The organism is Leisingera sp. M523 (assembly GCF_025141335.1).
In the GTDB taxonomy this organism is placed as follows: Bacteria; Pseudomonadota; Alphaproteobacteria; order Rhodobacterales; family Rhodobacteraceae; genus Leisingera.
Genome location: NZ_CP081036.1, coordinates 3,316,741 through 3,342,781, shown reverse-complemented (window position 1 = coordinate 3,342,781; position 26,041 = coordinate 3,316,741). Strand labels below are relative to the sequence as shown.

General features: G+C 60.9%; 26 protein-coding genes, 1 tRNA gene and 2 pseudogenes. 9 read left to right on the top strand and 20 right to left on the bottom strand.

The annotated features are described in order from the left end of the window. The first annotated feature begins 38 nt into the window (after nt 1-38). Entirely contained in the window at nt 39-806 is a 768-nt protein-coding gene (locus tag K3557_RS16515) for a GntR family transcriptional regulator (protein ID WP_259995105.1), read from the top strand. Between the two features lie 119 nt (nt 807-925). Here K3557_RS16515 and K3557_RS16510 read toward each other — a convergent pair whose 3' ends face one another. Further along, nucleotides 926-1,237 (bottom strand): hypothetical protein, encoded by a 312-nt coding sequence (locus tag K3557_RS16510; protein WP_259995103.1) that lies wholly within the window; start codon nt 1,235-1,237, stop codon nt 926-928. Between the two features lie 409 nt (nt 1,238-1,646). Then, nucleotides 1,647-2,057 (bottom strand): annotated as a pseudogene (locus K3557_RS16505) (transposase); the annotation flags it as partial. Nucleotides 2,058-2,432: 375 nt separating this feature from the next. Here K3557_RS16505 and K3557_RS16500 point away from each other — a divergent pair. The 3 genes and pseudogenes from K3557_RS16500 (at nt 2,433) to K3557_RS16490 (ending at nt 4,339) form a co-directional block, all read left to right on the top strand. Continuing rightward, nucleotides 2,433-3,519 (top strand): annotated as a pseudogene (locus K3557_RS16500) (IS110 family transposase). A gap of 329 nt (nt 3,520-3,848) precedes the next feature. After that, entirely contained in the window at nt 3,849-4,130 is a 282-nt protein-coding gene (locus K3557_RS16495) for a hypothetical protein (protein ID WP_259995101.1), read from the top strand. A 17-nt stretch (nt 4,131-4,147) separates the two neighbouring features. Then, nucleotides 4,148-4,339, top strand: coding sequence for a hypothetical protein (locus tag K3557_RS16490; protein ID WP_259995099.1), 192 nt, complete (start codon nt 4,148-4,150; stop codon nt 4,337-4,339). A gap of 549 nt (nt 4,340-4,888) precedes the next feature. Here K3557_RS16490 and K3557_RS16485 read toward each other — a convergent pair. The 7 genes from K3557_RS16485 to K3557_RS16455 all read right to left on the bottom strand — a co-directional run bounded on the left by K3557_RS16485 (nt 4,889) and on the right by K3557_RS16455 (nt 12,196). Next, nucleotides 4,889-5,302, bottom strand: a complete 414-nt coding sequence (locus tag K3557_RS16485; protein WP_259995097.1) for a ThiF family adenylyltransferase — start codon at nt 5,300-5,302, stop codon at nt 4,889-4,891. A 282-nt stretch (nt 5,303-5,584) separates the two neighbouring features. Continuing rightward, on the bottom strand, nt 5,585-6,505 hold the full coding sequence (locus K3557_RS16480; RefSeq protein ID WP_259995095.1) for a LysR family transcriptional regulator: 921 nt from the start codon (nt 6,503-6,505) through the stop codon (nt 5,585-5,587). 14 nt (nt 6,506-6,519) lie between these two features. Next, nucleotides 6,520-7,563, bottom strand: a complete 1,044-nt coding sequence (locus tag K3557_RS16475) for an ABC transporter ATP-binding protein (protein ID WP_259989447.1) — start codon at nt 7,561-7,563, stop codon at nt 6,520-6,522. Continuing rightward, nucleotides 7,560-8,555, bottom strand: coding sequence for an ABC transporter ATP-binding protein (locus K3557_RS16470; RefSeq protein WP_259989449.1), 996 nt, complete (start codon nt 8,553-8,555; stop codon nt 7,560-7,562). The genes K3557_RS16475 and K3557_RS16470 overlap by 4 nt, the downstream gene beginning before the upstream one ends. 4 nt (nt 8,556-8,559) lie before the next feature. After that, on the bottom strand, nt 8,560-9,510 hold the full coding sequence (locus K3557_RS16465; RefSeq protein WP_259995093.1) for an ABC transporter permease: 951 nt from the start codon (nt 9,508-9,510) through the stop codon (nt 8,560-8,562). Then, complete coding sequence (locus K3557_RS16460; protein WP_259989453.1) at nt 9,507-10,487, bottom strand: ABC transporter permease; 981 nt, start codon at nt 10,485-10,487, stop codon at nt 9,507-9,509. The genes K3557_RS16465 and K3557_RS16460 overlap by 4 nt, the downstream gene beginning before the upstream one ends. 146 nt (nt 10,488-10,633) lie before the next feature. Beyond that, nucleotides 10,634-12,196 (bottom strand): ABC transporter substrate-binding protein, encoded by a 1,563-nt coding sequence (locus K3557_RS16455; RefSeq protein ID WP_259995092.1) that lies wholly within the window; start codon nt 12,194-12,196, stop codon nt 10,634-10,636. 433 nt (nt 12,197-12,629) lie between these two features. Between K3557_RS16455 and K3557_RS16450 the strand changes: the two genes are divergently transcribed. Continuing rightward, a complete protein-coding gene (locus tag K3557_RS16450) occupies nt 12,630-13,253 on the top strand; it encodes a hypothetical protein (RefSeq protein ID WP_259995091.1) in 624 nt (207 codons plus the stop codon). Between the two features lie 134 nt (nt 13,254-13,387). Here the strand turns inward: K3557_RS16450 and K3557_RS16445 are convergent, their stop codons facing one another. From K3557_RS16445 to K3557_RS16405, 9 genes are all read right to left on the bottom strand, one after another. Beyond that, nucleotides 13,388-13,486 (bottom strand): hypothetical protein, encoded by a 99-nt coding sequence (locus tag K3557_RS16445; RefSeq protein WP_259999662.1) that lies wholly within the window; start codon nt 13,484-13,486, stop codon nt 13,388-13,390. 450 nt (nt 13,487-13,936) lie between these two features. Continuing rightward, nucleotides 13,937-14,013 (bottom strand) — tRNA-Pro (locus K3557_RS16440). Between the two features lie 185 nt (nt 14,014-14,198). Then, a complete protein-coding gene (gene leuB, locus K3557_RS16435; RefSeq protein WP_259995090.1) occupies nt 14,199-15,302 on the bottom strand; it encodes a 3-isopropylmalate dehydrogenase in 1,104 nt (367 codons plus the stop codon). Between the two features lie 120 nt (nt 15,303-15,422). Next, nucleotides 15,423-16,469: an endonuclease/exonuclease/phosphatase family protein gene (locus K3557_RS16430; RefSeq protein WP_259995089.1), complete on the bottom strand. Its 1,047-nt coding sequence runs from the start codon at nt 16,467-16,469 to the stop codon at nt 15,423-15,425. Further along, a complete protein-coding gene (locus tag K3557_RS16425) occupies nt 16,466-17,302 on the bottom strand; it encodes a hypothetical protein (RefSeq protein ID WP_259995088.1) in 837 nt (278 codons plus the stop codon). The genes K3557_RS16430 and K3557_RS16425 overlap by 4 nt, the downstream gene beginning before the upstream one ends. A 372-nt stretch (nt 17,303-17,674) precedes the next feature. Next, complete coding sequence (leuD, locus tag K3557_RS16420) at nt 17,675-18,280, bottom strand: 3-isopropylmalate dehydratase small subunit (RefSeq protein ID WP_259995087.1); 606 nt, start codon at nt 18,278-18,280, stop codon at nt 17,675-17,677. Next, nucleotides 18,280-19,107 carry a hypothetical protein gene (locus tag K3557_RS16415; protein ID WP_259995086.1) on the bottom strand — a complete coding sequence of 276 codons (828 nt, stop codon included), beginning with the start codon at nt 19,105-19,107 and terminating at the stop codon, nt 18,280-18,282. Before K3557_RS16415 ends, leuD begins: the two co-directional genes overlap by 1 nt. Before the next feature lie 16 nt (nt 19,108-19,123). Next, a complete protein-coding gene (leuC, locus tag K3557_RS16410) occupies nt 19,124-20,527 on the bottom strand; it encodes a 3-isopropylmalate dehydratase large subunit (RefSeq protein WP_259995085.1) in 1,404 nt (467 codons plus the stop codon). Nucleotides 20,528-20,580: 53 nt separating this feature from the next. Continuing rightward, nucleotides 20,581-20,679: an isopropylmalate isomerase gene (locus tag K3557_RS16405; protein WP_245602898.1), complete on the bottom strand. Its 99-nt coding sequence runs from the start codon at nt 20,677-20,679 to the stop codon at nt 20,581-20,583. Between the two features lie 174 nt (nt 20,680-20,853). On the opposite strand from K3557_RS16405, the gene K3557_RS16400 reads away from it, so the two are divergent. The 3 genes from K3557_RS16400 (at nt 20,854) to rlmH (ending at nt 23,310) form a co-directional block, all read left to right on the top strand. After that, nucleotides 20,854-22,230: a mechanosensitive ion channel family protein gene (locus K3557_RS16400; RefSeq protein ID WP_259995084.1), complete on the top strand. Its 1,377-nt coding sequence runs from the start codon at nt 20,854-20,856 to the stop codon at nt 22,228-22,230. A 167-nt stretch (nt 22,231-22,397) separates the two neighbouring features. After that, nucleotides 22,398-22,778: a ribosome silencing factor gene (gene rsfS / locus K3557_RS16395; RefSeq protein ID WP_259989476.1), complete on the top strand. Its 381-nt coding sequence runs from the start codon at nt 22,398-22,400 to the stop codon at nt 22,776-22,778. Between the two features lie 61 nt (nt 22,779-22,839). Next, nucleotides 22,840-23,310, top strand: a complete 471-nt coding sequence (rlmH, locus tag K3557_RS16390; protein ID WP_259995082.1) for a 23S rRNA (pseudouridine(1915)-N(3))-methyltransferase RlmH — start codon at nt 22,840-22,842, stop codon at nt 23,308-23,310. Nucleotides 23,311-23,380: 70 nt separating this feature from the next. Here the strand turns inward: rlmH and K3557_RS16385 are convergent, their stop codons facing one another. Continuing rightward, on the bottom strand, nt 23,381-23,737 hold the full coding sequence (locus K3557_RS16385; protein WP_259995080.1) for a hypothetical protein: 357 nt from the start codon (nt 23,735-23,737) through the stop codon (nt 23,381-23,383). 36 nt (nt 23,738-23,773) lie between these two features. Continuing rightward, nucleotides 23,774-24,496 carry a DUF599 domain-containing protein gene (locus K3557_RS16380; protein ID WP_259989483.1) on the bottom strand — a complete coding sequence of 241 codons (723 nt, stop codon included), beginning with the start codon at nt 24,494-24,496 and terminating at the stop codon, nt 23,774-23,776. A gap of 94 nt (nt 24,497-24,590) precedes the next feature. Between K3557_RS16380 and K3557_RS16375 the strand changes: the two genes are divergently transcribed. Further along, the gene (locus K3557_RS16375; RefSeq protein ID WP_259995078.1) at nt 24,591-26,039 is read left to right on the top strand and encodes an FAD-linked oxidase C-terminal domain-containing protein; all 1,449 of its coding nucleotides are present in this window, start codon (nt 24,591-24,593) and stop codon (nt 26,037-26,039) included. The last annotated feature ends 2 nt before the right edge of the window (nt 26,040-26,041 follow it).

Here is a 26,041-nt window from a genome sequence, read left to right as displayed (position 1 = left end):
TGGTATATACCAAATGAAAAATTGTGGGAACTGGACACATGGGCGCAAATGATCTGACCTCGGAAAAGAAAATGCCTGCCTTTCAGAAGGTTATCGACCACCTGCGAGATCAGATCCGCAGTGGAAAGCTGCCCGAGCATAGCGCGCTGCCCTCTGAAAGAGCCATCGGCGAGCAGTTCGGCATCAGCAGGATGACCGCCCGCCGCGCCCTTTTAGCGGTTGAACAGGAAGGTCTCGCCTACAGTTCCGGCCGCCGCGGCCGATTCGTCTCTCCGCAGCGGCTGACCTATGACATCAGCAAGACGGTCAGCTTCTTTGCCCATGCAGAAAGCGGCGAACTTGGCCTTAAGATCGAACTGATCTCTAAACAGCTGACCCAAGCCGATGCCGCCCTGGCGGCCAAGCTTGCAGTGGCCGAGGGCGACGCCCTTTACAAGTACACACGGCTGTTTCTGCTCAAAGGGCATCCTGCCTTTGTAGAAGAGGAATTTGCCGTCGCGCATCTGTTTCCGGATCTTTTCAGCCACGACCTGCAGCAATCAACAACGCTGCTCATGGAGCGGGAATACGGTATGCCGCCTCATTCCGGCGACATTTCCATCCGTATGCGCGCATTGAATGAGGAGGAGGCAGGATTGCTTGGGTTGCCGACCTATAATGCAGGGATCGAGCTGGAGCAGGTGATCTATGATGCGGGTGGCCGGCCGTTCTGCTTTGACCGCCAAATCTGGCGCGGCGAACTGGCCGAATTCACCGCCCACGCAATCGTGCGGGACCGCCATCTTCCAACTCCAGACAAGGCTTAAACAATTCAGCGCTTCTTGCGAGCACTGAACCGCATCAAATGTGGGCCAGGAAGATTTCGCTTCCGGTTCGACGCGACATAGGCAACGGTCGCGGCGATTTCGCGGGCCTTCTGACGGGCTCATTCGTGCTTGGATAGAGAGATCTTTCGAACAATCCGGCGGGGTGTGCATTTGGGCTTTGGCGGGCAAGCGGCACAGCCCTGATTTCGGGCCTGAAAACGTTTGACCCTATCCTTGTCGAATTTTGGCCTGCCTTGCGGGATGTCGCGCCAGTAGGGACGCAGTTCACGGCCGCCGGGGCATTGATAGGCATCTGTGTCTGGATCATAGATGAACTCAGTGGCTGGGAAAGCTCCATCCTTGCGGGCGGGTTTATCAAAAACGGGAATTTGCGGCTCGATACTTTGGTCCTCGACCAGCCAGCCGGGCATCCCGGCGGTGCCATAGGCCGTATCCGTTCAGGCAACAGATCGAAGCGCTCCCGCCTGCGCTCCAGCATCTGGCGTACGGAACTTACTTCGGCCTGGCGGATGGGCACCGTGGCCTCAACATCGACGATGACCGCATAATCCAAATCGACCAGATAGATTGTGCTGTATGTAAAAAAGGGTCAGTCGCCGTTTGCGCTGGTGTAACGTGAAGCGGGATCTGATGGCGAGATCGCATTGGGCTTCACTGGCGTTGCCGCGCCAAAAGCACTGTCATCGAGTGTATCAGGACATTCTTGGGTTGCTCGGGCAACCGCATCCGGGGCAGTTATTCCTTAAAATCAACCTTGCGGTAGCGGCTGGAATCTGCCTTGACGAGCGATGCATCCGCCCCAAATGCTTCACCGCCGACAAGCCCTTCAGCGACACATCGCGCCACCACATCTTCGATCAGATGACGGGACAGATCACTGTTGCGGAAACGACCATGGCAGTTCTTGGAAAAGGTGGAATGGTCGGGCACACGATCGCTCAGATCCAGGCGGCAAAACCAGTGGCAAGCCAGGTTCAGATGCACCTCATCGCAAAGCCGCCTCTCTGACCGGATGCCAAAGCAATAGCCTTCGATCAGCATCCGGATCATCAACTCGGGATCGATGGGTGGGCGACCTGTATGGCTGTAGTGCTCCGAAAGACGTGAGCGGATGCTGGTCAGATCAACAAATGGATCAATTGCGCGCAGCAGGTGATCCCCGGGCACATGATCTTCCAGGGCGAACCCGTAAAACAACGCGCCTTGTGCCTCTTGTCGCTGCCCCATCATCGCCAAGTCCCCCGCCTATGCAGGAATTGCATCAATTACCTGCAGGCAGATCAAGGAAGACTTTTTCAACGCAATCTGCGTGAAGCGGACGCGCAAGACTGTTCTGGCTGCGCCTGCAGCGAATGACGGCTCCGTCCCGTAGCCTGGGAGTTCGGGTGACAAATCTCGCTGCAGCATGCTTGAACGGCTGGTTTTCACGCCGCGTAGCGGCGCTGAAAAGATGCGTTTGCGGCGATTTTCGTGCTGCGATCGCGCGCAGCAGAAAAATCTAAGGTACAAATAATGGGATGTACCGGCTGCTTCACCCAGCAGGTTAGGCTTGGCCTATTTCTGCACATGAAGAAGTAGTATGGGAAGAATGATTTTGATGAGCCGATGTCTGTCGGCATCGATATCGGTAAGGACGTGTTTCATCTGGTTGGTTTCGATCACGATGGGCAGCTTGTTTTCCGCAAGAAGATCAAACGGCTGGCTCTTGTGGCGGCCTTTGAGCAATTGCCACGCTGTATCGTTGGAATGGAAGCCTGTCTGAGCGCACATTTTGTGAGCAGGACACTTCGGGGGGTGGGGTTTGAGCCGCGGATTGTTCCCGCGATTTATGTGAAGCCTTTCAACAAGGGTCAAAAGAACGACTGCAACGATGCCGAGGCGATTGCAGAGGCCGCATTGCGCCGCAATCTTAAGGCGGTTTCTGAGAAGACGCAGGACCAGCTTGACCTGCAAACTCTGCATCGCGTCCGGTCTCGCCTTGTGTCGCGGCGGACGGCCGCGATGAACCAGATCCGGGCCTTTCTGATCGAACAGGATATCACCGTCCGGCGCAGCGTGTCTGCCTTGCGCAACTCGCTTGAAGCCATCCTCGGCGATCGCAGCGGCGAGATGTCCCTGCGCATGCGCAAACTGATCTTAGGTCTCCGGCAGGACTGGAACTGGCTGGACAAACGGATCGAGATGACCACGGCTGAAATCAAGGAGGGCAGCGAAACTGAGCCGGGTTGCCAGCGGCTTATGACGATCCCTGGTATTGGCCCGTTGATCTCAACGGCGATGGCTGCTGCCGTTGGCGAGGGCGAGGCCTATGACCGGGGACGCGACTTTGCAGCCTGGCTCGGATTGGTCCCGAGGCAAAGCAGCACCGGCGGGCGCACGATATTGGGGACATCACAAAACGGGGCAGTCGTTATCTGTGCATGCTCTTTGTGCTGGCCGCACAGGTCATCATGATGCGCCCCAAAAACTGGCACAAGTTCAGCTGTGGTCCGTGGCTGGAAGCAGCGTCAATGCGGATGCAGCACAACAAACTTGGTGCGGCACTGGCCAACAAGCTCGCCCGGATCGCCTGGAGCGTCCTCAGCACCGGCAAAGACTTTGATTGGAGAGGACAAGAGATAGCGGCTGCGGTCTGATCAGGCCAATGCCGCAAACAACGTTCGTAAACCTCAACTGCATGGAACGGAATTAAGACGCACCCAAAGTCTGAGAGTCCAAATGGTCATCAATGATCTGGCAAGTAATGAGACAGCGGCGCGTGCGCACTCCCAACAGGGCCACGGCAAACAATGAAGCCGATACAAAGACCGGATGCATATCAGCGGCTTCCAGAAGACATGCGATTGATCACTTGCGAACAGCAGCCGGTACATACATTGGGCTCTCTGCTGACCTCGAATGCGCTGCAGCATCCACGGGCTCCAGATCGCCCGGCTAGGCGCGACCGGCCCAACTAGAGGTGGTCGCGGGAATTCAGACCAGTTGCCAATATGGATCGCATGATGAAAGTGACGATCCAAAATGACGAAACGCAAGAACCCTTCTCCCGCATTCAAAGCCCAAGTTGCGCTTGCGGCGATCCGCGAGGAGAGGACACTGGCAGAGTTATCGAAGACGCTCGGCGCGCATCCGAACATGTCCAGCGGCTGGAAACAGGCGGCGGTCAAGAACATGGCCTGGGCCTTTTCCAAGAGGACCGGCGCTGCGGCCAAATCCAACGGGGCTGAGATCGGCAAGCTGCATTCCAAGACCGAACAACTTGTGGCTGAACGCGGTTTTTTGAAACGCGCCCGGGATCGTTAAGCAAGGATAGCAGGCAGATGTGCATTGAAAAGGACCATCCGAAGATCAGCGTCCGCCGTCAGTGCCAGAAACTGTCGCCGGCCCGTTCGAACCTGTATTGCACGCCAAAGGGCGAGAGCGCCGGGAACCTGCGGTTCATGGCAATCATCCGCTGCCCGGCAGGCGGTTTGCTGCTGCAAATCCGCCGGGAGGGACAGGCAGTTTCCTGAGACACCGTGGTACGGCTCCCGCCAGATGGCCCGCTATTTGCAGCGGCAGGGCCAATAATGCGGCCGTCACCCTACGCGCCGCCTGATGCGGCTCATGCGCCTTGCTCCGGTCTGTCAGACGCCGAAGACCAGCAGGAAACACCCGCAGCACAAGATCTGGCCGTAGCTTTTGAAGGCGCTGGCCATCAGCCGCCCCAACCAGGCCTGGTGCGCCGGTATCAGCTGTATCCCCCTCTCTGCAGATTGCTTTGCAATCGCCTGCCGGGCAGTGGATGCGCCGGGGCTTTCTCGTATCTGGTAGCGGTCATGGGCTGGGTCAGCCGCAAGGTTCTGGCCTGGCGGCTCTCCAGCATGGAGGCTGGCTTCTGTGCCGGGATCAGTACACGGATGGCCTGTTACAACGCCGAACGCCGGCATTCGACCCATGGCATCTTGCCCCCCGGATGAGGCCTGTGAAAGCAAAATAGAAACCATGAGAATGGCAGCCTGATGCGAAACCCTGATCCACCTTAAACGGGCTACAAACTAGTCAAAAAAGCGCGACCACCTCTACTGATCATCATGGCACTTAAAAGCAAGCCAGACATCGATAACAGCAATCCCGTAAAAACGGGCAAAGCGGTTCAACAACAGCCGCCCGGCGTGATCATCCGTGCAATTAAAAATGACATCGCGTGCTTCCAATGCGTCCCAGGTGCTGGACTCACCAGTCCAAGTATCGAGGTTCACCAATGACATGCCGAGACCGGCTTTCGCTACAGTGCGCGCATGAATTTCGGCCTTTGGTTCTTTGGCTGACACATCGTCGTATCGCGCACCGTGCAGCCTGTTGAGATTTGTATCTTCGACACGATCTTTCTCGAACATGACAGTTTCGCGAACACCGGGACGCATTAGAAGGGGTAACGCTGCGCTCCCGGTGGCTCCCCCACCTGCAATGCCGCACCGGAACTTCGTGATCATCGTCTGCTTCAGCCGCCAGCCTCAAACGCGATCCCATATACAGAATACCGCCGGGAATGTCATGCTGCCCGGGTCAAGCGCGAGCTGAACTCAACCGAAGCCGTTGATGCACTAACTTTCAATTTGGACCACTCAAGTGGGGACGCTCACTTTTGCCCTGGGCATTGGTTTCGGGAGGCGGGGGCCGGAGGTTCAAACTCTCTCGCTCCGGCCAATATAACAAGGCGCCTTAGGGCGTCTTGTTGTATTGAAGCGGTGCTTAATGCTTCCGGGAAATGAGGATCAAACCGTTTCCAGCGCGGACATCCGCAGCTTTTTCCACAGAACATCCAACGTTGGCTTGGTGCTGCGCGGATCGCGGTACAGGCGGATTTCCAGATCTGTCGCCAGCCGGTCGTCCACCACTGCAAAGCGCCCCTGCTTGATTTCCTCACGGCACAGGCTGAGGGGCAGCCAGCCCATGCCAAAGCCCTCTTGGATCATCGCCTTGACGCTGTTTGCCAGCGCGTTCTGGTTGACGACAAAGACCTTCTGGCCGGGCAACAGCTGCGCCAGCGCAAATTCCTGTACCGAGCGCAGCGCCGAGACCGCGCCATAAGACAACAGCGGCACCGCGTCCTTGCCGCCCTTGGGAAAGGAAAATTCCGGCACGCCGTCAGGGGTTGTGCGGGAAACCGGCACATAACGGTCGGTGGACAGGGTCAGATGCTCGAAATTGGCGACCTCCAGGGGCCCAAGGAAATCCATCGACGGATGCCAGTAGGTCAGGATCACATCGCAATAGCCCTGCTGCAGCGCGCTGACGAACTGGTCGGCGGCCCAGGAGGTGGAATTGAGGTCGGTATCCACCCCGCCTTCGCTGGCCAGGGGCGCGATCAGCGTCTTGTAATGCGTCATGTAAAGCGACTGCGAGGCGGCAAAGCGGATCACATTTTCGCCCGCTGCATCAATCGTTTGGCAGCGTTCGATGGTTTCCTCGTAGGTGCGCAGCATGATGCGGGACTGCGACAGGAACACCTCGCCCGCCGGGGTCAGGGTCAGCGGCAGGGTTTCGCGGTTGATCAGCCGCACGCCGATCTCATTCTCCAGCGCCCGGATGCGGCGGGAGAAGGCCGGCTGGCTGACATTGCGTTCCTCGGCCGCGCGCGAGAAATTCTTGCACGCGACCAAAGCCTCGAAATCCTTAAGCCAGATGATGTCCAACTGGGTGTCCCGTCTTAACCGGCGGCCACCGCATCCAGCCTGTCTTCTTCGACAGCATGGCAGGCGACTGTGCTGCCATCGGGCTGGTGAATGGCTTTTGGCTGTTCACTCTTGCATCGTGCGTCCGCAAAGGCGCAGCGGCTTTGGAAGGGACAGCCTTGCGGCAGATTGATCGGCGTCGGGATCTCGCCTTTGAGGCGGATATGGTTCGGCCGGTCATCCTTCAGCTGCGGTACTGCGGACAGCAAGGCCCGAGTATAGGGGTGTTTGGGGCTGGAGAACAGCGTAGCCGTATCCGCAACCTCGCAAACAGAGCCAAGGTACAGAACCGCAACACGGGTGCCGAAATGCTCCACCACACTCAAATCATGGGTGATGAACAGATAGGTAAGGCCGCGGCTTTCCTTGGCTTCCAGCATCAGGTTCAGCACCTGCGCCTGGATCGACACGTCCAGCGCGCTGATCGGCTCATCAGCGATGATGAATTCCGGATCCACCGTCAGCGCGCGGGCAATCGCGATCCGCTGGCGCTGGCCACCGGAGAATTCATGCGGATAGCGCTTGGCCCAGCTGGGATCGACGCCCACCGACAGCATCACCTCGGTCACCTTGTCGCGCACCTCGGCGGCCGAAGCATTGGGGTTGTGATGGCGCACCGGTTCTTCCAGCGCCTGACGGATGGTCATGCGCGGGTTGAGCGAGGCATAGGGGTTCTGGAAGATCATCTGGATCTTCTTGCGCAGGGGCTGCATGGCGCCGCGCGATAGATCGTCAATGCGCTGGCCATCATAGTGGATTTCGCCTGCGGTGGGGGTCAGCAACCCCGCCACCAGCCGCGCCACAGTGGATTTGCCACAGCCCGACTCGCCAACCACACACAGCGCCTCGCCGCGGCCTACCTCCAGCGAAACATTGTTCACCGCATGGACCGCACGGCTTTCCCGCACGATCTTGCCCTGTTTGAACTTCAGCGTCTCAAGGAAGCCCTGATCCAGATCGAACCGTTTTTCCAGGTTCTTGATCTGCAGCAGCGGGCGGTCAGTCTTTGCGTCTTTCATGCCCGTGCCTCCTTACGGTCTTCGTCGCTGTGCAGGCGCTGCACCTCGTGGCAGGCCACCGCGACATCGCCGTATTGCACGATGTCCGGCATCCGGCTGCGGCACAGGTCGGTGGCGTATTTGCAACGCGGATTAAAGGCACAGCCTGCGGGTGCATTGGCAAGCCCGGGCATGTTGCCGGGGATCTGCTTCAGCCGCTGGCCTGGCACGGTCTGCTGCGGCAGCGCGTTGATCAGCCCCTGGGTATAGGGGTGCTGCGGATCATTGATGATTTCCCGCGTGCGCCCCGCCTCGATGATGCGGCCGGCATACATGACCAGCGTGCGCTCGGTCATCTGGCTGACCACGCCCAGATCATGGGTGATCAGGATCAGCCCCACTTGGTTCGACTGGCACAGCTCCAGCAGCAGCTCCATGATATCGGCCTGGATGGTCACATCCAGCGCCGTTGTCGGTTCATCCGCGATGATCAGCTGCGGATCCAGCAGCAGTGCAATGGCAATGATGATCCGCTGGCGCATGCCGCCCGACAGTTCGTGCGGGTATTGCTCCAGCCGTTCTTCCGGCGACGGGATATAGACCTCGCGCAGCTTGACGATGGCAATCTGGCGCGCTTCTTCGCGGCTCAGCTTGCGGTGCGCCAGCAGGGTCTCAACCATCTGCTGGCCGATGGTCAGCACCGGGTTCAGCGTCACCATCGGGTCCTGAAAGATCATCGCCATCCGGTTGCCGCGCATGGTGCGCAGGCGCTTGTCGTTCATCTGCACGACGTCCTCGCCATCGAACAGGATCTGGCCGTTGTCGATGTAACCGGGGCGGCTGAGCAGGTTCATCAGCGAAAACCCGGTGATCGACTTGCCCGCACCGCTTTCGCCGACAATGCCGAGGCGTTCGCCCTTGGCCAGGTCGAAGGAAATGCCGTTGAGGGCAGTGACCGTCTCGTCGCGCATGGCGAATTTCACGGTCAGGTCGCGAACGGAAAGAAGGCTCATCGCGTCACCCCTTGTAAAGTTTCGGGTTCAGGACGTCGCGCATCCAGTCGCCCAGCAGATTGATGACCAGGACCAGCACCACCAGCACCACGCCGGGGATGGCGGTGATCCACCAGCTGCCCGAAAAGATGTAATCAAAGCCCGAGGAAATCAGCGAGCCTAGCGACGGCTGGCTGGGCGGCATCCCCAGCCCAAGGAAGGACAGCGACGCCTCGGAAATGATCGCATTGGCGACCTGCACGGTGGAGATCACAAAAATCGGCGACAGCGAATTCGGCAGGATGTGCCGCACCATGATCCGCAGCGGGCCAAAGCCCAGCACGCGGGCGCTGTCGACATATTCCTTTTTCTTCTCAGCCAGAACGGTGGCGCGCACGGTGCGGGCATATTGCGGCCATTCCGCGACGCCAATGACGGCAATCAGGAACACGACAGCATAGCGGTTGAAGGTGTCAGTCCCGAACATCGCCTGGGTCACGGCCAGAAAGATGATCGCAACCATCAGGGTCGAGAACGACAGCTGGATATCGGCCAGACGCATCAGCAGACTGTCCAGGCGGCCGCCGACATAGCCGGCCACCAGCCCGATGGAGATGCCCAGAAAGGCCTGCAGCGCAACCGCGCAGATGCCGATCAGCAGCGACAGCCGGGTACCATACAGGATGGTCGACCACAGATCGCGGCCCTGATCATCGGTGCCCAGCATGAATTCCGGCAGTGAACCGCTGACCCAGGCCGGCGGATACTCCGAGTTCATGATATCAATGGACCCCGGATCGTATGGGTCAAAGGGCGCGATCAGCGGTGCCAGAAAGGCGGCTCCGGCAATCAGCAGAAAGATGATCATGCTGACCATCGCCACCGGGTTGCGGCGGAAGCTGTAGCCCATGTTGGAATTCCAGGCCTTGGACCAGCGCGACGGTTCGGATTTCGGGGAAAGCGTTTCGGTACTCATGCGCCCATCCTCGCAATATTCACGGTCGGGTTCACCAGCCCATAGATCAGGTCAACGATGGTGTTGGTGACCACAAAGATAAAGCCGACAACAATCAGGTAGGCCACGATCAGCGGGGTATCGACGCGGTTCACCGCTTCAAGGAACATGAACCCCATGCCCGGCCACTGGAACACCGTCTCGGTCAGGATCGTGTAGGCCACCATGGTGCCGATTTGCACCCCGCCCACGGTGATCACCGGCAGCAGCGTGTTTTTCAGCGCGTGGACAAAATAGATGCGCCACGGGCTGATGCCCTTGGCCTTGGCGTATTTAACGTATTCGGATTGCAGCACTTCCATCATCTCGGCCCGGATCAGGCGGACAAACAGCGGCAGCATGATCGAGGCCAGCGCAATCGACGGCAGGATGATGTGCAGCCAGCCATCGGCAGTGGCAAAGTTGGTCTGCCAATAGCCCCAGACCTGCACGGTATCACCGCGCCCGTAGGAGGGCAGCCAGCCGTATTCCACCGAGAACACAAAGATCATCAGGATCGCGGTCAGGAACACCGGGATCGAAATGCCGATGATCGACAGCCCCATGATAATACGGCTCAGGATCGAATTGGGCTTGATCGCGGTGTAGACACCCAGCGGCACTGACAGTCCGACAATGATCAGCGTGGCACCGAACACCAGCTCCAGCGTTGCCGGCAGTTTCTTCAGGATCACATCCAGCGCCGGCTCCTTGAAGAAATAGGAGGTGCCGAGATCACCCTGCAGCGCATTGCCCGCAAACCGCAGGTATTGCGTCACAAAGCTGTCGTTCAGACCCAGCTCATCGCGCAGTTGCTGACGTACTTCTTCCGAGACCGACTGCCCGACCAGCTCGCGCAGCGGGTCGCCCAGGTTGCCCTGGATGGCAAAGGCAATCAGCGAGATGACGAACATCACGGCAATCGCCTGGATCACTCGCTTGGCGAGATAGGCAAACATCGTCCTGACCTTTGTAGAGTTTGGTTACAGCGTAAAACACCGTGTTCAAGGGAACCGCGGGTTCTGCATACACGGCTTTGGCGGCCGCTTGTTGTATTGGCGGCCCGGGCCGGCTGGAGGAGACCGGCCCGGGTCAGATCAGCGGCTTAGCTGCCGGTTTCGACGATCAGGTCACCGAAATAGGGGAAGTTCAGCGCATTCACGATGTCGCCTGCGTTCATGCCGGACTTGGCGCCCCATGCCAGGTTCTGCCAATGCAGCGGAATAAAAGCGGCCTCATCATACAGGATGCCTTCCAGCTTCTGCAGCAGTTCTGTACGCTTGGCCGGGTCTGTTTCCGCGTTGGCGGCGTTCATCAGCGCGTCGGCTTCCGGGTTGCAGTAGTTGCCGGAATTGTACTGGCCATTGCCGGTTGCGTCATCCGGGCAGGCGGTCAGGAACTGGTGGAAGTTGGCGGAATCTTCGGTATCCGCGTGCCAGCCGATCATCATCATGTCTGCTGCGCGCTCGTCAAACGTCGGCCAGTACTGGGCCTTGGGCATGGTTTGCAGGTCAACTTTGATGTTGATCTGCGCCAGCATAGAGGCCACCGCCTGGGCGATTTTGTCGTCGTTCACATAGCGGTTGTTCGGCGCCATCATGGTGATCGAGAATCCGTCGGCATAACCTGCTTCGGCCATCAGCGACTTGGCTTTTTCCAGGTCAAAGCGCGGCGCATAGCCTTCGCTGTAACCCAGATACCCGGCCGGGCTGGCCTGGCCGCCCACGGTGCCGAAACCGCGCATGATGCGGTCAACGATACCTGCGTTGTTCACCGCATAGTCGATCGCCTGGCGGACGCGGGCGTCCTTGAAGGCTTCGACACGGTTCTGGTTCATCTGAAAGGTGATGATACGGGTGCCGGGCATGGTGATCAGGTCAACGCCCTGGGCCTCAGCCACGCGCTTCAGATCAGTCGGCGGAACCGGCGCAATGAAATCAACATCGCCGGACAGCAGCGCGGCCACGCGTGTCGGGTCTTCCTTGATCGGGGTCAGCACGATCTTGTCGACGTTGCCGGCGTCAGTATCCCAGTAGTCGGCGTAGCGGTCGAACACCACGCGCACGCCCTGCTCACGCTCGGAGACGATGAAGGGGCCGGTGCCGGATACATTGCGCGAGGCAAAGCTGTCGCCGTGCTTGACGATCTCGGCCTTTTCCTTGCCGTCGGCAGTGGTGCCGGAATAATAGGCGCTGTCCATCGGAAAGATGTAAGTCGCCGAGTGCAGGACCAGCGGATAGGGTTCCGAGGTCTTAAGGTCGAAAGTCATCTCATCGACAACTTCAACATCGGTGAAGGGTGCGAAAATCGCTTTGAAGTCGTCGCTTTCCTTCAGCCGGTCAAAGGTCCAGTCGACGTCCTTGGCGGTCAGCGCGTTGCCGCTGTGGAAGGTGACGCCGCTGCGCAGCTTGAAGCGCATGGTGGTACCGTCGATCTGTTCCCAGCTTTCAGCCAGGCGCGGTTCGAACTGCAGGTCCTGGGTCCAGCGCACCAGCGGGTCAAAGACCATGTGCGACAGCTGCAGCGTGCCGCCGGACAGCTGTTCATGCGGATCCAGCGAGACCGGGTCAGCGTCATAGGCAACGCGTACTGTTGTTTCGGCAAAGGCAACCGGTGCCATTGCCGCCACAACGGCCGCGGCCGCCAGGCTTCTGACAAATTTCGTCATTAGGCATACTCCCCTGTGATTATGGCGTGAACGCTATCCGGTGGCGCGGCGTCTGTGAAATGCCGATATCGCATAGGGTATGCAGCTTGCACATTGGAGCTATGCGCATTTGGAATATCTGTTCCTTTGCAAACGCTTATGGTCAGCAATCGGGCAAGGGCGCAGTGAAAGCCAGCACCTCCGGGGTCAGTTTTCAACGAATCTTGCGTGGTATTGCTCGGGGAAAACATCCCGAAATTGTTCTGCCCAGCCCGAGAGACCCAGCCTGACTGGCAGCTCCACGCTCTGAACAATACTCGAACGGCCAAGGATGCCACGTTGCAGATACGTCCCTTCCATGTGCTGCCTTACCTTAGGCGCATGACCGCCTAGCCCCGCAGAACCTTGTCGGCCGCGGCTTGAAGGTCAGGCAGCCTTCCATATAACCCGCGCCATGCCTGCACAGATTTTTTCAATGGAGGCGCGGGAGAACGGCGGTGCCCGGCTCGCGCTCAATTACAAGCATATTGGCCGCAGCGGCATCCAGCGCATTTCCTGCGACCTGCCGCAGGCCGGCCTTCTGCAGCTTGTGCTGTTCGCCGAAGCGCTCAGTCTGCGCAAGCGCTTCGGGCGCCTAATTGCGTCGGATGTGTCAATCGACGGGCTCAAAATATCCTATGACCCGGCGCGGCGGGATCTCCACGTCGAGCGGCAGGCTGGCTACTCCAGGCAGACTGCTTGTTTGCCGATTGCGGATTTTCATTTCGAGATGGCCGGCATGACCGACATCTGCATTGCCTGGGCCGAGGTGACAAAGAATGGACCGGCTCTGAAACGCCTGCTGGCCGAATGCGCCGCGCCGGCTGAGCTTGAAAGATTGCTGGGGCGGGACGAGGCTGATCTGGCCATGCATCAGCTGCGGGAAATTGCCCTGTTGCTGCTAGCGCAGGAAACCTCAACCCGTGGTTCAGCGCTTGCCCGCAAGCTACGCGGGAAGAAATCCCAGGACCAAGCCCAGGAAGCGGTTAGCGGGTTTGTACTGGAGCTTGCCGCTGAACTCGTTCCGGTTTCTGCCTAAACCCGAACAGGTCGGTGCAGGGCACCACGGATTAAGGCTATGAAAACTGGCACGTTTCACTCAGAGACTGTCCGGACACGGTTCCGGCTGTGTGAAAATGCTCATTGCCCGGTTTGCGGGGCGGTGATAGCCTGTCAGCCGTCGATCCGGCTGACCGGGCCGTGCCAGGGCATCAGCCGACAATAGTCGATCTCGCCGCGGTTGCGCTCGATTTCCAGCACCACCCAATTCAGATAGCTGCGCGGGTTGACCTTGTTCAGGCGCGCGCTTTTGATGAGCGAAGAGTAGGTTGCCCAGACTTCAGCCGCCTCATGGGATCCGGCGAAAAGGGAGTTCTTCTTCGTCAGAGCGATGCCGCGAATGCCGCGTGCGACTGCGTTTTTTCGATCTCAAGCCGGTCATCGCACACGAACTGCTGCAGTCCGTCAAAGGCGTTGGGCGTTCATGCGGGGCATGACGCTGGAGGATGCGACAGCCTGCTTCGCTACCTCGCGCGAGACCCTGGAGAATGTCTGCCGATCCTGCAGTCCGGGTGCGCTGAAGAACGCCGTCGGGATCATGGGGTGGAAAATTTGACGTGTCTCGGCAACAAAATATGCACATCCACCGCATGAAACGTCGCGAATAGCTTTGCGGCCGATATGCTAAAAATAAAAAAGACGCCCTAAGGCGCCTTGTTTTATTGGTCGGAGCGAGAGGATTCGAACCTCCGGCCCCTGCCTCCCGAAGACAGTGCTCTACCAGGCTGAGCTACGCTCCGACCGTGGAGGGCGAAATAGCTCAGGGGGCGGGGTTTGACAAGGGCGATTCCGTAGAAAGCTGTGGTTTTCAGGAATTCTTTTCGCGGGCGCCGAAGGGGCCTGCGCGGTCATAGGAGGGTCACAAAAAAAGCCCCGCGCTGACAGTCAGGCGGGGCTTTGAAATTTGCTTGGACTCGCCTCAATATCAGAGGCTTGCCTCCAAGGCGGCAAGCACGGCATCGCCCATCTGGCTGGTGGAAACCGGCTCAACGCCGTCTTCGCCCAGCAGGTCAGCAGTGCGCACGCCATCGGCCAGGACCTTCTCAACCGCAGCTTCCAGGCGGTCGGCCTCGGCGCCCTGATCAAAGCTGTAGCGCAGCGCCATCGCAAAGCTCAGGATGCAGGCGATCGGGTTGGCCTTGCCTTGGCCGGTGATGTCGGGGGCGGAGCCGTGCACCGGTTCGTACAGCGCCTTGGGGCGGCCGTTTTCCATCGGTGCGCCCAGGCTGGCGGAGGGCAGCATGCCCAAGCTGCCGGTCAGCATCGCCGCACAGTCGGACAGGATGTCGCCGAACAGGTTGTCGGTCAGGATCACGTCGAACTGCTTGGGCGCGCGCACCAGCTGCATCGCACCGTTGTCGGCATACATGTGGGACAGCTCAACCTCGGGGTAGTCAGCCGAGACACGGGTCACCACTTCACGCCACAGAATGCCGGATTCCATCACATTGGCCTTCTCCATCGAGCAGACCTTTTTGCCCCGGCGCATCGCCAGCTCAAACGCGGAGCGGGCGGCGCGTTCGATCTCGCTCTCGGTGTAGCGCTGGGTGTTGATGCCGACGCGCTCGTTGCCTTCCTCAAAAATGCCGCGCGGTTCGCCGAAATAGACGCCTGAGGTCAGCTCGCGCACGATCATGATGTCGAGGCCGGCCACGATGTCCTTTTTCAGCGAGGAGAAATCCGCCAGCGCGTCAAAGCACTGCGCCGGGCGCAGGTTGGAATAAAGGTCCATTTCCTTGCGCAGACGCAACAGGCCGCGCTCGGGCTTTACCGAGAAATCCAGATCGTCATAGGCAGGGCCGCCGACGGCGCCGAGCAGAACAGCGTCGGCTTCCTGGGCCTTGGCCATGGTTTCATCCGCCAGCGGTTTGCCGTGCTTGTCATAGGCCGCGCCGCCGACCAGATCCTCGCTCACATCGAACTGCAGGCCGCGCTTGCCGCCGAACCAGGAGATGATCTTGCGCACTTCGGCCATGACTTCGGGGCCGATCCCGTCGCCGGGCAGAATCAAAATCGATGGGTTGGGCATGGGAGTCCTCCTAAAAACAGCTGGCAAGGGCGTAGCGGGACAGCGGGGCAGGGTCAACAATAGGCCCTGAAATTAAAGGGGTTTGGTTGGGATTTGCGCAGGCCGGGCCGGGTCCTGGCCCTAGTCCAGCGCGATATCGGCCCAAACCAGCCGGTGGCGGCTGGCAATGGCGGCTGCTGCACCCGGAGCATCCGGCCAGACAACGCCGCTGCCGGTGACGGTCAGCCCGGCAGAGGGCAGCACATAATCCACCCGCATCCGCCCGGCGCCCTGCCACTCTACGGTTGCGGTTCCGGCTTGCGGGCTGAGCGGCTGCGGGTCCTGCAACCGGGGATCGCCCAGCAGATTGCGGATGGCGTCCTTGCGGCCTTCACCGCGTTCGGGGTCGAGATTGGCGTCACCGGCAATCACAAAGGGCGCTTGGGGTGCGGCGCCCAGGCGGCCGTCCAGCAACAGCTGCCACAGGCGGATTTCATCGCGGTTGCGCCGCCCGTTGCGGTCTTCCGGCCCGTCAAACACTGGCGGTGTAGCGTGAAATGTCATCACGTTCAGCTGCCCGCCGCCGGGCAAATCCAGCGGCACCAGCCAATGCGCGGTGGCAGACAGGCGCTGCACGGCCTGCACGGCGCCGGACGGAAACGGGCGCCCGTCCGGGTGCTTGGGCAGCAGCGCGCCGGGCAGGTCCCGCCACAAAAGGGCCGAGAAGTCGCGGATCCCGTTACGGTCAACCGGCAGCCGCGACAAAAGCGCAATGCCGCCTTGGCCGCGAAACCGGCCGTAGCCTTGATTGTCAGGCGGCCCGCCGGTTCTGCCATTGCCATCCATGTCCAGAAGGGCCGGGGGCGGCAGCCCAGTATTGGGCTGCAGAAAAACACGGTAAGGATAGGCGGCGCCGGCCTCTTCCAGCAGCCCGGCCAGGGCGGCAAGGCTGCGGCCTTCATAATCCCAATCAATCCCCTGCAGTGCCAGCACATCCGGCTGTGCGGCAGAGATCACCTCCACCACCGCGGCAATTTGCGGATCGCTGCCGCGTTCGATGTCGCGCAGCAACAGGCCAGGCCCGTCCCGTGACAGCTCTGTGTTGAAGGTCGCGATGCGCAAGGTGCCGGCCTGGCCTGCGCCGGCGGCAAGGATCAGAAGAAGGAGGCTCGCCGCCAGCCGCTTCATGCGGTTTGCAGCGCTTCGTCCGCGGCGCTGCCGGCGGCGCGCCGTTTATGCATGATCAGCCCGGCGATGCGCTGCATTGCCATGCCGCGCATGATCATTGAGGCAGGCACCAGCGCCCAGGCGCTGATCACCCAGATCAGCATATGCGGGGCTGCCAGAATTCCGGGATCGACCAGGCCCGAGGCCATCTTGACCGCGGCGGGCAGGACAAACGGCAGCAGCACGCCGCCGATGATATTAACCCGCGCGTCACGCTGCAGCCGCTGCACCACATCGCCGCCGGTGGTGGGGTCGAACAGCGGCAGGTTGACCCAGACATTAAAAGCGCCGCTGCCGACAGGCCAGTGGCCGACACGGATCACCAGCGCAAAGCCGGCAATCGCGGCGCCCGCGATCGCACAAACCAGCCCGGCGGCATCGCGCACCATCACCATTGTGGCTTCCGGAACCTGCGGCGGCAGCATCAGCACCGTCAGCTGCACCGGCGAGTAGGCAAAGTCCAGCTGCCCGCCCAGCCAGCCGCCAAGACGGTGGACCAGCGCGGTCAGCCCGGTCGGCTCCAGCGGATGCGCCGCCAGCAGGCTCAGCGCGCCGACAGACGCAGCACAGGCGGCAAAACGCATCCGGTTGATCGGCGGCGCATTGCGGAATTCAACAAAGCTGGGGAAATGCGAGTTGTATTCAGTGAAGGCCAGAGCAGAGCCCAGGAGTGCAATGAACAGGATGATTTCCGGAGACTCGGTGGCCGATGCCGGCAGGATCAGCGTCGGCATGGCAAACAGCATAGCCACCAATATGCCGCGGAACGCCGCGCCTGTGATGCGTGCAAACACGTCTCTCAATCCCTTCAAACTGGAACGGGCGTTTTCGCCTCTGGGTCCAGAATTGAAGCCCCCCGGGAATGGCCCAGGGCGCTCTGCCTCATTTTTGCCCCATTGTTGCCGGGCGGCGGCTTTCCGCTCAAGGCCCGGCGGCAGGGCAGGGGCCACTTTCCCCGCGGGACTGGTGCCCGATTGCATCAGGGATTTGGTGAAGAATGAGAGGGGTGGGGGGCACCTACCAGATGCAGTGGCAGAGCGCGAGGGAAGCACAACGAGACAACCCGTTCTGAATTGCGGCAGGAATGCGGCGCGAATCTGGCGGGCGAAAATAGAAGAGCCGCCCAGGCCGGGCGGCTCTGATGTGGTCTTGGCAGAACGCGGGAGTCAGACCCAGGGACGGGCCTGCGCGGTCTTGTCCTCAAATGTCTTGATGGTGTCCGCTTTCTCCATGGTCAGGCCGATATCGTCCAGACCGTTCAGCAGGCAGTGCTTTTTGAATGCATCCACTTCAAACGCGATCACCTCGCCGTCCGAGGTGGTGATCTCCTGTGCTTCCAGGTCCACGGTCATGCGGGCGTTGGCACCCTTTTCCGCATCGGCCATCAGAATGTCGACCTGTTCCTGCGGCAGCACAATCGGCAGGATGCCGTTCTTGAAGCTGTTGTTGAAGAAGATGTCGGCAAAAGACGTCGACACGATGCATTTGATGCCGAAATCGGCAATCGCCCAGGGCGCGTGCTCGCGCGAGGAACCGCAGCCGAAGTTGTCGCCCGCCACCAGGATCTCGGCCTTGCGGTACTGCGGTTTGTTCAGCACGAAATCCGCGATCTCGGTGCCGTCGCGGTTAAAGCGCATTTCGTCGAACAGGTTCTTGCCGAAGCCGGTGCGCTGGATGGATTTCAGGAACACCTTGGGGATGATCATGTCGGTGTCGATGTTCACCAGCGGCATCGGGGCGGCGATACCCTGCAGTTTCTGGAATTTTTCCATTACTCGTTTCCTTGTTTCTGGTGCTTCAAACCGCTGAGATCAAAGCCGATCTCCTGCGCGTGGCGTGCGATGAAGCTGTGTTTTTCGGGCCGGTGCGTCTTGTGGTAGCGGCGCACCATGGATGCGTAGAGATGAACGGCCAGCGTGTTTTCGGTCAGCCAGCCGTCTTCCTGGCAGTGGCCGCTGAACAGCACGTCGGTCAGAACACCGCGGATCGGGTAGAACACCTCCGGCTCGCGGACGTGTTCGACCTCGCCGGTCAGGTTCAGCGTGTAGTCCAGCGCCCGGGGGCCAAGCGACGGGCGCTGCAGCTCAAAAGCTGTCAGCAGGCGCTTTCCGGGCGGTGCGGCCTCCACCTCCTTGCGGATCTTGCGGCCCAGCCAGGGCGGCACGAACTCAGGGTCCTCGAACCAATCCAGCAGATGGTTCAGCGCAGCAGAGCCTTTCGGCAGCCGCAGCACCGCGCCGTTGATCGACCGTGTCGGCTCATAGCCGACGTGATAGCCCGCGTCCGGCAACGGCCGGCAGCAGAGCATATCTGTGTCGATCCAGATCATGTCCGTCTGTTTCAGCAGATACAGGCGGAACAGATCCGACAGCATCGAGGCAGGCGCCTCCCCGTGCCCGGCCTGGGCCGGGTCCCAAATCTCGGCAACCGGGCAGGTGCGGACACCTGGCGGCACCGGCGGCGCTGCAGGCCCGGTGTGAAACAGCACAACCTCATGGCCGCGCTGCACGAAACTGGCCAAAGACAGTTCGTGCAGCCAGTTCAGGCTGTCACCGATCCACAGGCTTGCGACTGCGGGAAGGGAAGGGCTGGATGGCATCGGAGGCCCCTCAGGCTCAGATCAGCTCACGCACATCCGTCAGCCTGCCGGTCAGCGCCGCAGCAGCTGCCATAGCAGGCGACACCAGATGGGTGCGGCCCTTATAGCCCTGACGGCCCTCAAAGTTCCGGTTCGAGGTTGCGGCGCAGCGCTCGCCCTCGGACAGCTGATCGGGGTTCATCGCCAGGCACATGGAGCAACCCGCAAGACGCCACTCGAAACCGGCGGCTTCAAAGATCCCGGCCAGGCCTTCTTCTTCGGCCTGGGCACGTACCAGGCCGGACCCGGGTACGATCATGGCGCGCATGCCGTCCTTGATCTTCTTGCCTTTCACGATCTCGGCCACGGCGCGCAAGTCTTCGATGCGGCCATTGGTGCAGGAACCGATGAACACGGTGTCGATCTCGATATCGGTCAGTTTCTGACCGGGGGTGAGCCCCATGTATTCGATCGAACGGCGGGCCGCCTCAACCTTGCCGCCGGTGAAATCCTCAGGTGCAGGCACCACTCCGGTGATCGGCAGCACGTCCTCAGGGCTGGTGCCCCAGGTCACAACCGGCTGGATGTCTTCGCCCTTCAGGGTGACAACCTTGTCGAAATGGGCGCCTTCATCGGTGAACAGGGTCTTCCACCAGGTCAGCGCGGCTTCCCATTGGGTGCCTTTGGGGGCGTGCGGGCGGCCTTTGACATAGTCATAGGTGGTCTGGTCCGGGGCGATCAGGCCGGCGCGGGCGCCGCCTTCGATCGCCATATTGCAGACTGTCATGCGGCCCTCCATCGTGAGATCCCGGATCGCTTCGCCGCAATACTCAATCACATAGCCGGTGCCGCCGGCGGTGCCGGTCTCGCCGATCACTGCCAGGGTGATGTCCTTGGCGGTCACACCCGGCTTCAGCTTGCCGGTGATTTCCACCTTCATGTTCTTGGACTTCTTCTGGATCAGCGTCTGGGTGGCCAGAACGTGCTCGACCTCCGAGGTGCCGATGCCATGCGCCAGCGCGCCGAACGCACCGTGGGTCGCAGTGTGGCTGTCGCCGCAGACAACCGTCATACCCGGAAGCGTCCAGCCCTGCTCGGGGCCAACGATATGCACGATACCCTGGCGGACGTCATCCACCGGGTAGTAATGCACGCCGAATTCGCGGGCGTTTTTGTCAAGCGCTTCGACCTGGATGCGGCTTTCCTCGTTCTCGATGCCCTTGGCACGGTCGAGCGTGGTCGGCACGTTGTGGTCCGGCACCGCGATGGTTTTATCCGGGGCATGCACGCCGCGGCCGGCCATGCGCAGGCCTTCGAACGCCTGCGGGCTGGTCACTTCGTGGACCAGGTGGCGGTCGATATAAAGCAGGCTGGTGCCATCCTCGGCTTCATGCGCAACATGCGCATCCCAGATTTTGTCATAGAGTGTTTTGGGGGACATGGGTCCACTCCCGTATGTATTTGGGTATGCTGGCTTTGGGCTGGGCAACGGCCTTATAGGCGCGCCAGGACCGTGCGGGCGGCGCCATAGAACCGTTCGCGCAGCCGTGCGCGGTCTTGCAGTTCGATCTTTTGCGCCAATACGAGGGTCATGGCTGTCAGATACATCCGCAAGGGCCGGCAATCAAGATTCGTTCTATCACCGGGGCGAGCGGGTTCTGATCCGGAAATCTCGCGTCCGTCCGCCCCCATGGGCAGGCACTGCCCTTGTCTGTTCTTGATCAAAGCATTCAGGAGCGGCACACTGCCTGAAAAACGGGAGGCTTGATGGAGCCGGAAGAGCAGACCCTGCCAAAAGACGCAATCGCGGAAAGCACCGCAGAGGCGCTGGAGTTCGGGCAGCAGATCTGGGACTTGCTGATGCAGGGGGGCGAGCTTCTGCTCAGGCCCTGGAACGCCTATCAGGTTGGCATTGCGCTGGCGGTGTTCGTGCTGGCTGCGCTGATCGCCAAGCCGTTGGGCAGCGCGTTCCATGACTGGCTGCGCGGGCGCGAGGGCTGGCCGCGCTGGCGGATGCGGGTGGGGCTGGTGCTGCACAAGCGGATCCGCGGCATCCTGTTTGTGCTGCTGATCTGGCTGGTGGTGCTGATCATGCAGGAGGCGACCTGGCCCAGCCGCTCGCGGTTGCTCGAGCTGATCGCCAACCTGTCGCTGGCCTGGCTGATTGTCTCTTTTGCGACCAGACTGGTTGGCAATCCCTTGCTGCGGAACCTGGTGAAATACGGCGCCTGGATTTGGATCACCCTGCGTATTCTGGGCATCACCCAAGAGGCAATCCATCTGCTGGACGGAGTCGCCATCGAATTCGGCGACCTTAGGATCTCGCTCTATCTGGTGGTTCAGGCGGCGGTCATTCTTGGCGTCATGCTGACGCTGGCGCGGGTGATTTCATCGGTGGCGGCCAACCGTATCCGCAGCAACGCCGATATCTCCCCGTCTATGCAGGTGCTGGGCGCCAAGATGGCGCAGATCCTTCTGTTTGGCGGCGCCTTCTTCATTGGCCTTAAGGCCATCGGCATCGACCTGACCGGGCTGGCAGTGCTGTCCGGTGCCATCGGTGTGGGTCTTGGTTTCGGCCTGCAAAAAGTGGTGTCGAATCTGGTGTCGGGTCTCATCATCCTGTTGGACAAGTCAATCAAACCCGGCGATGTGATCAGTCTCGGAGACACCTTCGGCTGGATCAATGCGCTGGGTGCGCGCTATGTTTCTGTCGTGACCCGCGACGGCCGGGAATACCTGATTCCAAATGAGGACCTGATCACCTCGCAGGTGGTGAACTGGTCGCATTCCGATAAATTCGTGCGGCTGGATCTGACCTTCGGCACCGGTTACGGCGACGACCCGCACAAGGTGCGCAAGATCGCGATTGACGCCGCATTAGGGGTGAACAGAGTGCTGAGCGCGGGCGGCAAGAAACCGGTCTGCCACATCACCGGTTTTGGCGACAGCAGCGTTGATTATGTTCTCAGAATCTGGATCGACGACCCCACCGGCGGCCTCACCAATATCCGCGGTAATGTCTATCTGGCGCTATGGGATGCGTTCCAGGCCGAAGATATCTCAATCCCCTTCCCGCAGCGCGAGGTGCGGATGCTGAACGACCCGCTGCCGGTCAGGGTTGCACCTGCCGGAAATGAGGGATAAAGCACGGGGCTTGCATCGCCGGAGCGGGGTTTCATTGAAAATTCACCATCTGGTTGCTACATTATTAATAGGCCCGGCGCCGGGGCTTGGCGGCGCGTTGCAAGGAGGACTCTGTCCTGTCACCCGTACCTCAAGCGGCGGATGCCGCTGTCAATGGGGCAGCCGTGATGGCTTCCCAGTCCCAGCCCACCAGCGAACAGCTGCTGGAGCGGATTCTTTCTTCTCTCAGCGATGACAAAGCCGAAGATGTGGTGCAGATCGACCTGCGCGGCAAGACGGCGATTGGCGATTACATGGTGCTGGCCTCGGGCCGTTCCACCCGCCAGGTTGCCGCTATGGCTGAAAAGCTGACCGACCGGCTCAAACAGGAATACCAGCTTGGCTGCAAGGTCGAAGGCAAGGATACCGGCGACTGGGTGCTGATCGACACCGGTGATGTGATTGTCCATATCTTCCGTCCGGAAGTGCGCGAGTTTTATCAGCTCGAGAAGATGTGGATGCCCGCAGGCACCGCGGCAGCCCCGTCAACCCCGGCTGCCGAGGGCTGATCCAAGGCTGATTTGATGCAGGCCCGCGCCTGGGTGCGGGCCGGATTGCTTTTGGAATTTCATGCGACTGCATATCTGTGCGGCCGGCCGGTTGCGGGCTGGCCCTGAAAAATCCCTCATCGACGACTATATTGCCCGGTTCGACCGGACCGGCCGCGCGCTGGGCCTGGGGCCTGCGCGGGTGATAGAGGTCGAGGACAAGAAGAATGGGGGCATGGCGGCGGAGGCCGCGCTTTTGCGCAAAGCACTGCCTAAGGGTGCGGTGATCTGCACCCTGGATGAGCGCGGCAAGGTGATTTCGTCCCCGGATTTCGCGGATAAGCTGGCAGGCTGGCGCGACAGCGGCCGTCAGGATCTGGCGCTGATCATCGGCGGGGCCGACGGGATTGATCCCGGTTTGCGGGCCGAGGCAGATTTCTCGATCTCCTTCGGCAAGATGGTCTGGCCGCATATGCTGGTGCGGGTGATGCTGGCAGAGCAGATCTACCGCGCCGCAACCATTCTGGCCGGCAGCCCCTATCACCGGGTGTGAGCCGTCGCGGCAGGTCAGAAAGCGCCTGCGGCGCATGCCTGCGGCGCGAGTATTTTTTCAAAGAAGAAGATCAGGGCAGGGCGAGGATGTATGTGTCCTGGCCCCAACCGTCCACGAGGCAGCGGGCCTGGATCTGCACCTGGGTTGTGCCCTCTGGGATCTGCACGCCGCTGAGGGACCGGGTGAAAGGCTGTTCCTGTTCATGCGGATGCGCCAGCACGCGCAGGTCCAGTTCATTGCCCGTCATGTCCAGCACCCGCCAGCCGTCTGCGTAATGCTCCCAGCCGGTATCGGGATGGGACAGCGTGACGCTGAATGTCCAGCTGTTGCCGGATTGGCGGGCGGTGGCGTTTTCGATCACCGGTTCGTCCGCCAGGGCGGGAAGCGCAACGGAGCAGAGTGCGAAAGCGGCAAGGGTCTGTTTCATGGCGCTACCTTAGACGCGTGCCCGCAGGAGGTGCAGTCACGAAACTGTGTCCCCTTTGCTGACTGGCGGAATGCGCAGCAGGATGGTGCGGGAGTGCGAGGCAAATTCCCGCCGGTACAGCACCGCAAAGGTGATCACCGCGGCGCCTGCCAGCGGCAGCGCGCCCGCCAGCCAGGCCACGGCAGCCAGCGCAAAATACGTCGCCCGCATACCGCGGTTGAAGCTGCGCGCGGCGGTGATGCTGATTTCAGCGGCCTGCGCGGCGCGGGGATAGGCAAGCGGATCCTTGCGGTCATTCGGAACTGCGGCCATCAGCACCGCACAATAGCCGAACAGCCGGTGCGACCAGACAAATTTCAGAAACGCATTGGATAGAAACAGCAGCACCACCAGGATCTTAACCTCCCAGACAAAGGCCGGGGCGCTGTCCTGGATCAGGTCTTCGGCCACTCCGGCCAGCTGCTCGGTATTGCCGATCAGGGCCAGCCCGCCGCCAATCGCAATCATCGCGGCAGAGGCAAAGAAGGCCGTGGCCTGGCGCAGGTTGCCCGCCAGCTGCGCATCAAAGATCCGCGGATCGCGTTCGACCATCTGTTTCATCCAGTCGCGCCGGAAATCCGCCATCAGCCAGGACACCGAAGGCCGCCCCGCGGGCGGGTTCTCGATCCGCCAGCCGATCCACAGCCAGCCTGCTATCAGCAGGGCAAGTGCGGCGAGGTCGTACAGTGAGAACTGCGCAAGGCGGGTGGTCCAGATCATGGGCCGACACTAGGGGGCTGATCCTGGCGCGGCAATCCGTCTCTTGCCAGATGGGGAGTATTGGTAATATTACTTTACCAAATAGGAGAGCGCCATGGAGATGCCATCCCCGAACCCCGCCATTTTGGCCCGCAAGGCGCGGCTTGCCGAGCGGCTGCTGGCTGTGCTGCCGACTGATGCGGTGATCCAGGACGAGGCCGAGACCCGCGTCTATGAATGCGACGCGCTGACGGCCTATAAATGCCCGCCGTTGCTGGCGGTGCTGCCGCGCAGCACACAGGAGGTCTCGGACGTTCTGCGGATCTGCCACGCGGAAGGCGTGCCGGTGGTGCCGCGCGGTGCTGGCACCTCGCTGGCGGGCGGGGCGCTGCCGACGGCGGATTGTGTCATCCTTGGCGTGGCGCGGATGAACGGGGTTCTGGAAACCGATTACGGCAACCGCATCATCCGGGTGCAGACCGGGCGCACCAACCTGAGTGTTTCCGGCGCGGTGGAGGAGGAGGACTTCTTCTATGCGCCTGATCCGTCCTCGCAGCTGGCCTGTGCCATTGCCGGTAATATCGCAATGAACTCGGGCGGGGCGCATTGCCTTAAGTATGGCGTGACGACGAACAACCTGCTGGGCGTCACCATGGTGATGATGGACGGCACGGTGGTGGAAATCGGCGGAGCGCATCTGGATGCCGGGGGCTTGGATCTCTTGGGGGTGATCTGCGGCAGCGAAGGCCAGCTGGGTGTGGTGACCGAGGCCACCCTGCGCATCCTGCGCAAGCCCGAAGGTGCGCGGCCGGTGCTGATCGGCTATGATAGCAATGAGGTGGCCGGCGCCTGTGTCTCGGACATCATCAAGGCGGGTGTCTTGCCGGTGGCGATCGAATTCATGGACCGCCCCTGCATCGAGGCCTGCGAGGCCTTTGCCAAGGCCGGCTACCCGATGTGCGAGGCGCTGCTGATCGTGGAGGTGGAGGGCAGCCCCGAGGAAATTGATCACCAGCTGGGGCTGATTATTGAAATCGCCCGGTCCCACAACCCGGTAGAGCTGCGCGAGGCCGGCGATGCGGAAGAGGCCGGCCGGATCTGGCTGGGCCGCAAGTCGGCCTTTGGCGCCATGGGGCAGATCAATGACTACATGTGTCTCGATGGCACAATTCCGGTGTCCTCGCTGCCGTATGTGCTGCGCCGGATCGGCGAGATGAGCCGGGAATTCGGATTGGATGTGGCCAATGTGTTCCATGCCGGGGACGGCAACATGCACCCGCTGATCCTGTTTGATGCCAACAAGCCCGGCGATTTGGAAACCTGCGAGGCTTTCGGGGCAGAGATCCTGAAGCTTTGTGTCGAGGCCGGCGGCTGTTTGACCGGCGAGCACGGGGTCGGGATCGAAAAACGCGATCTGATGCTACATCAGTACACGGCGGCGGACCTTGAGGCGCAGTTGAAGGTCAAGGATGTGTTTGACCCGAAGTGGCTGCTCAATCCGGCCAAGGTGTTTCCGCTATCGGTGAGCGAGGGCCGCCGGGCGGCGGCATTGGCGGCTGAATGATT

Excerpts from the sequence above, each read along its gene's own strand:
- K3557_RS16515 (WP_259995105.1), top strand. The coding sequence starts at position 39 with ATGGGCGCAAATGATCTGACCTCGGAAAAGAAAATGCCTGCCTTTCAG.
- K3557_RS16510 (WP_259995103.1), bottom strand. The coding sequence starts at position 1,237 with ATGCCCGGCTGGCTGGTCGAGGACCAAAGTATCGAGCCGCAAATTCCC.
- K3557_RS16495 (WP_259995101.1), top strand. The coding sequence starts at position 3,849 with ATGACGAAACGCAAGAACCCTTCTCCCGCATTCAAAGCCCAAGTTGCG.
- K3557_RS16490 (WP_259995099.1), top strand. The coding sequence starts at position 4,148 with ATGTGCATTGAAAAGGACCATCCGAAGATCAGCGTCCGCCGTCAGTGC.
- K3557_RS16485 (WP_259995097.1), bottom strand. The coding sequence starts at position 5,302 with ATGATCACGAAGTTCCGGTGCGGCATTGCAGGTGGGGGAGCCACCGGG.
- K3557_RS16475 (WP_259989447.1), bottom strand. The coding sequence starts at position 7,563 with ATGAAAGACGCAAAGACTGACCGCCCGCTGCTGCAGATCAAGAACCTG.
- K3557_RS16470 (WP_259989449.1), bottom strand. The coding sequence starts at position 8,555 with ATGAGCCTTCTTTCCGTTCGCGACCTGACCGTGAAATTCGCCATGCGC.
- K3557_RS16465 (WP_259995093.1), bottom strand. The coding sequence starts at position 9,510 with ATGAGTACCGAAACGCTTTCCCCGAAATCCGAACCGTCGCGCTGGTCC.
- K3557_RS16460 (WP_259989453.1), bottom strand. The coding sequence starts at position 10,487 with ATGTTTGCCTATCTCGCCAAGCGAGTGATCCAGGCGATTGCCGTGATG.
- K3557_RS16455 (WP_259995092.1), bottom strand. The coding sequence starts at position 12,196 with ATGACGAAATTTGTCAGAAGCCTGGCGGCCGCGGCCGTTGTGGCGGCA.
- K3557_RS16450 (WP_259995091.1), top strand. The coding sequence starts at position 12,630 with ATGCCTGCACAGATTTTTTCAATGGAGGCGCGGGAGAACGGCGGTGCC.
- leuB (WP_259995090.1), bottom strand. The coding sequence starts at position 15,302 with ATGCCCAACCCATCGATTTTGATTCTGCCCGGCGACGGGATCGGCCCC.
- K3557_RS16430 (WP_259995089.1), bottom strand. The coding sequence starts at position 16,469 with ATGAAGCGGCTGGCGGCGAGCCTCCTTCTTCTGATCCTTGCCGCCGGC.
- leuD (WP_259995087.1), bottom strand. The coding sequence starts at position 18,280 with ATGGAAAAATTCCAGAAACTGCAGGGTATCGCCGCCCCGATGCCGCTG.
- K3557_RS16415 (WP_259995086.1), bottom strand. The coding sequence starts at position 19,107 with ATGCCATCCAGCCCTTCCCTTCCCGCAGTCGCAAGCCTGTGGATCGGT.
- leuC (WP_259995085.1), bottom strand. The coding sequence starts at position 20,527 with ATGTCCCCCAAAACACTCTATGACAAAATCTGGGATGCGCATGTTGCG.
- K3557_RS16405 (WP_245602898.1), bottom strand. The coding sequence starts at position 20,679 with ATGACCCTCGTATTGGCGCAAAAGATCGAACTGCAAGACCGCGCACGG.
- K3557_RS16400 (WP_259995084.1), top strand. The coding sequence starts at position 20,854 with ATGGAGCCGGAAGAGCAGACCCTGCCAAAAGACGCAATCGCGGAAAGC.
- rsfS (WP_259989476.1), top strand. The coding sequence starts at position 22,398 with ATGGCTTCCCAGTCCCAGCCCACCAGCGAACAGCTGCTGGAGCGGATT.
- rlmH (WP_259995082.1), top strand. The coding sequence starts at position 22,840 with ATGCGACTGCATATCTGTGCGGCCGGCCGGTTGCGGGCTGGCCCTGAA.
- K3557_RS16385 (WP_259995080.1), bottom strand. The coding sequence starts at position 23,737 with ATGAAACAGACCCTTGCCGCTTTCGCACTCTGCTCCGTTGCGCTTCCC.
- K3557_RS16380 (WP_259989483.1), bottom strand. The coding sequence starts at position 24,496 with ATGATCTGGACCACCCGCCTTGCGCAGTTCTCACTGTACGACCTCGCC.
- K3557_RS16375 (WP_259995078.1), top strand. The coding sequence starts at position 24,591 with ATGGAGATGCCATCCCCGAACCCCGCCATTTTGGCCCGCAAGGCGCGG.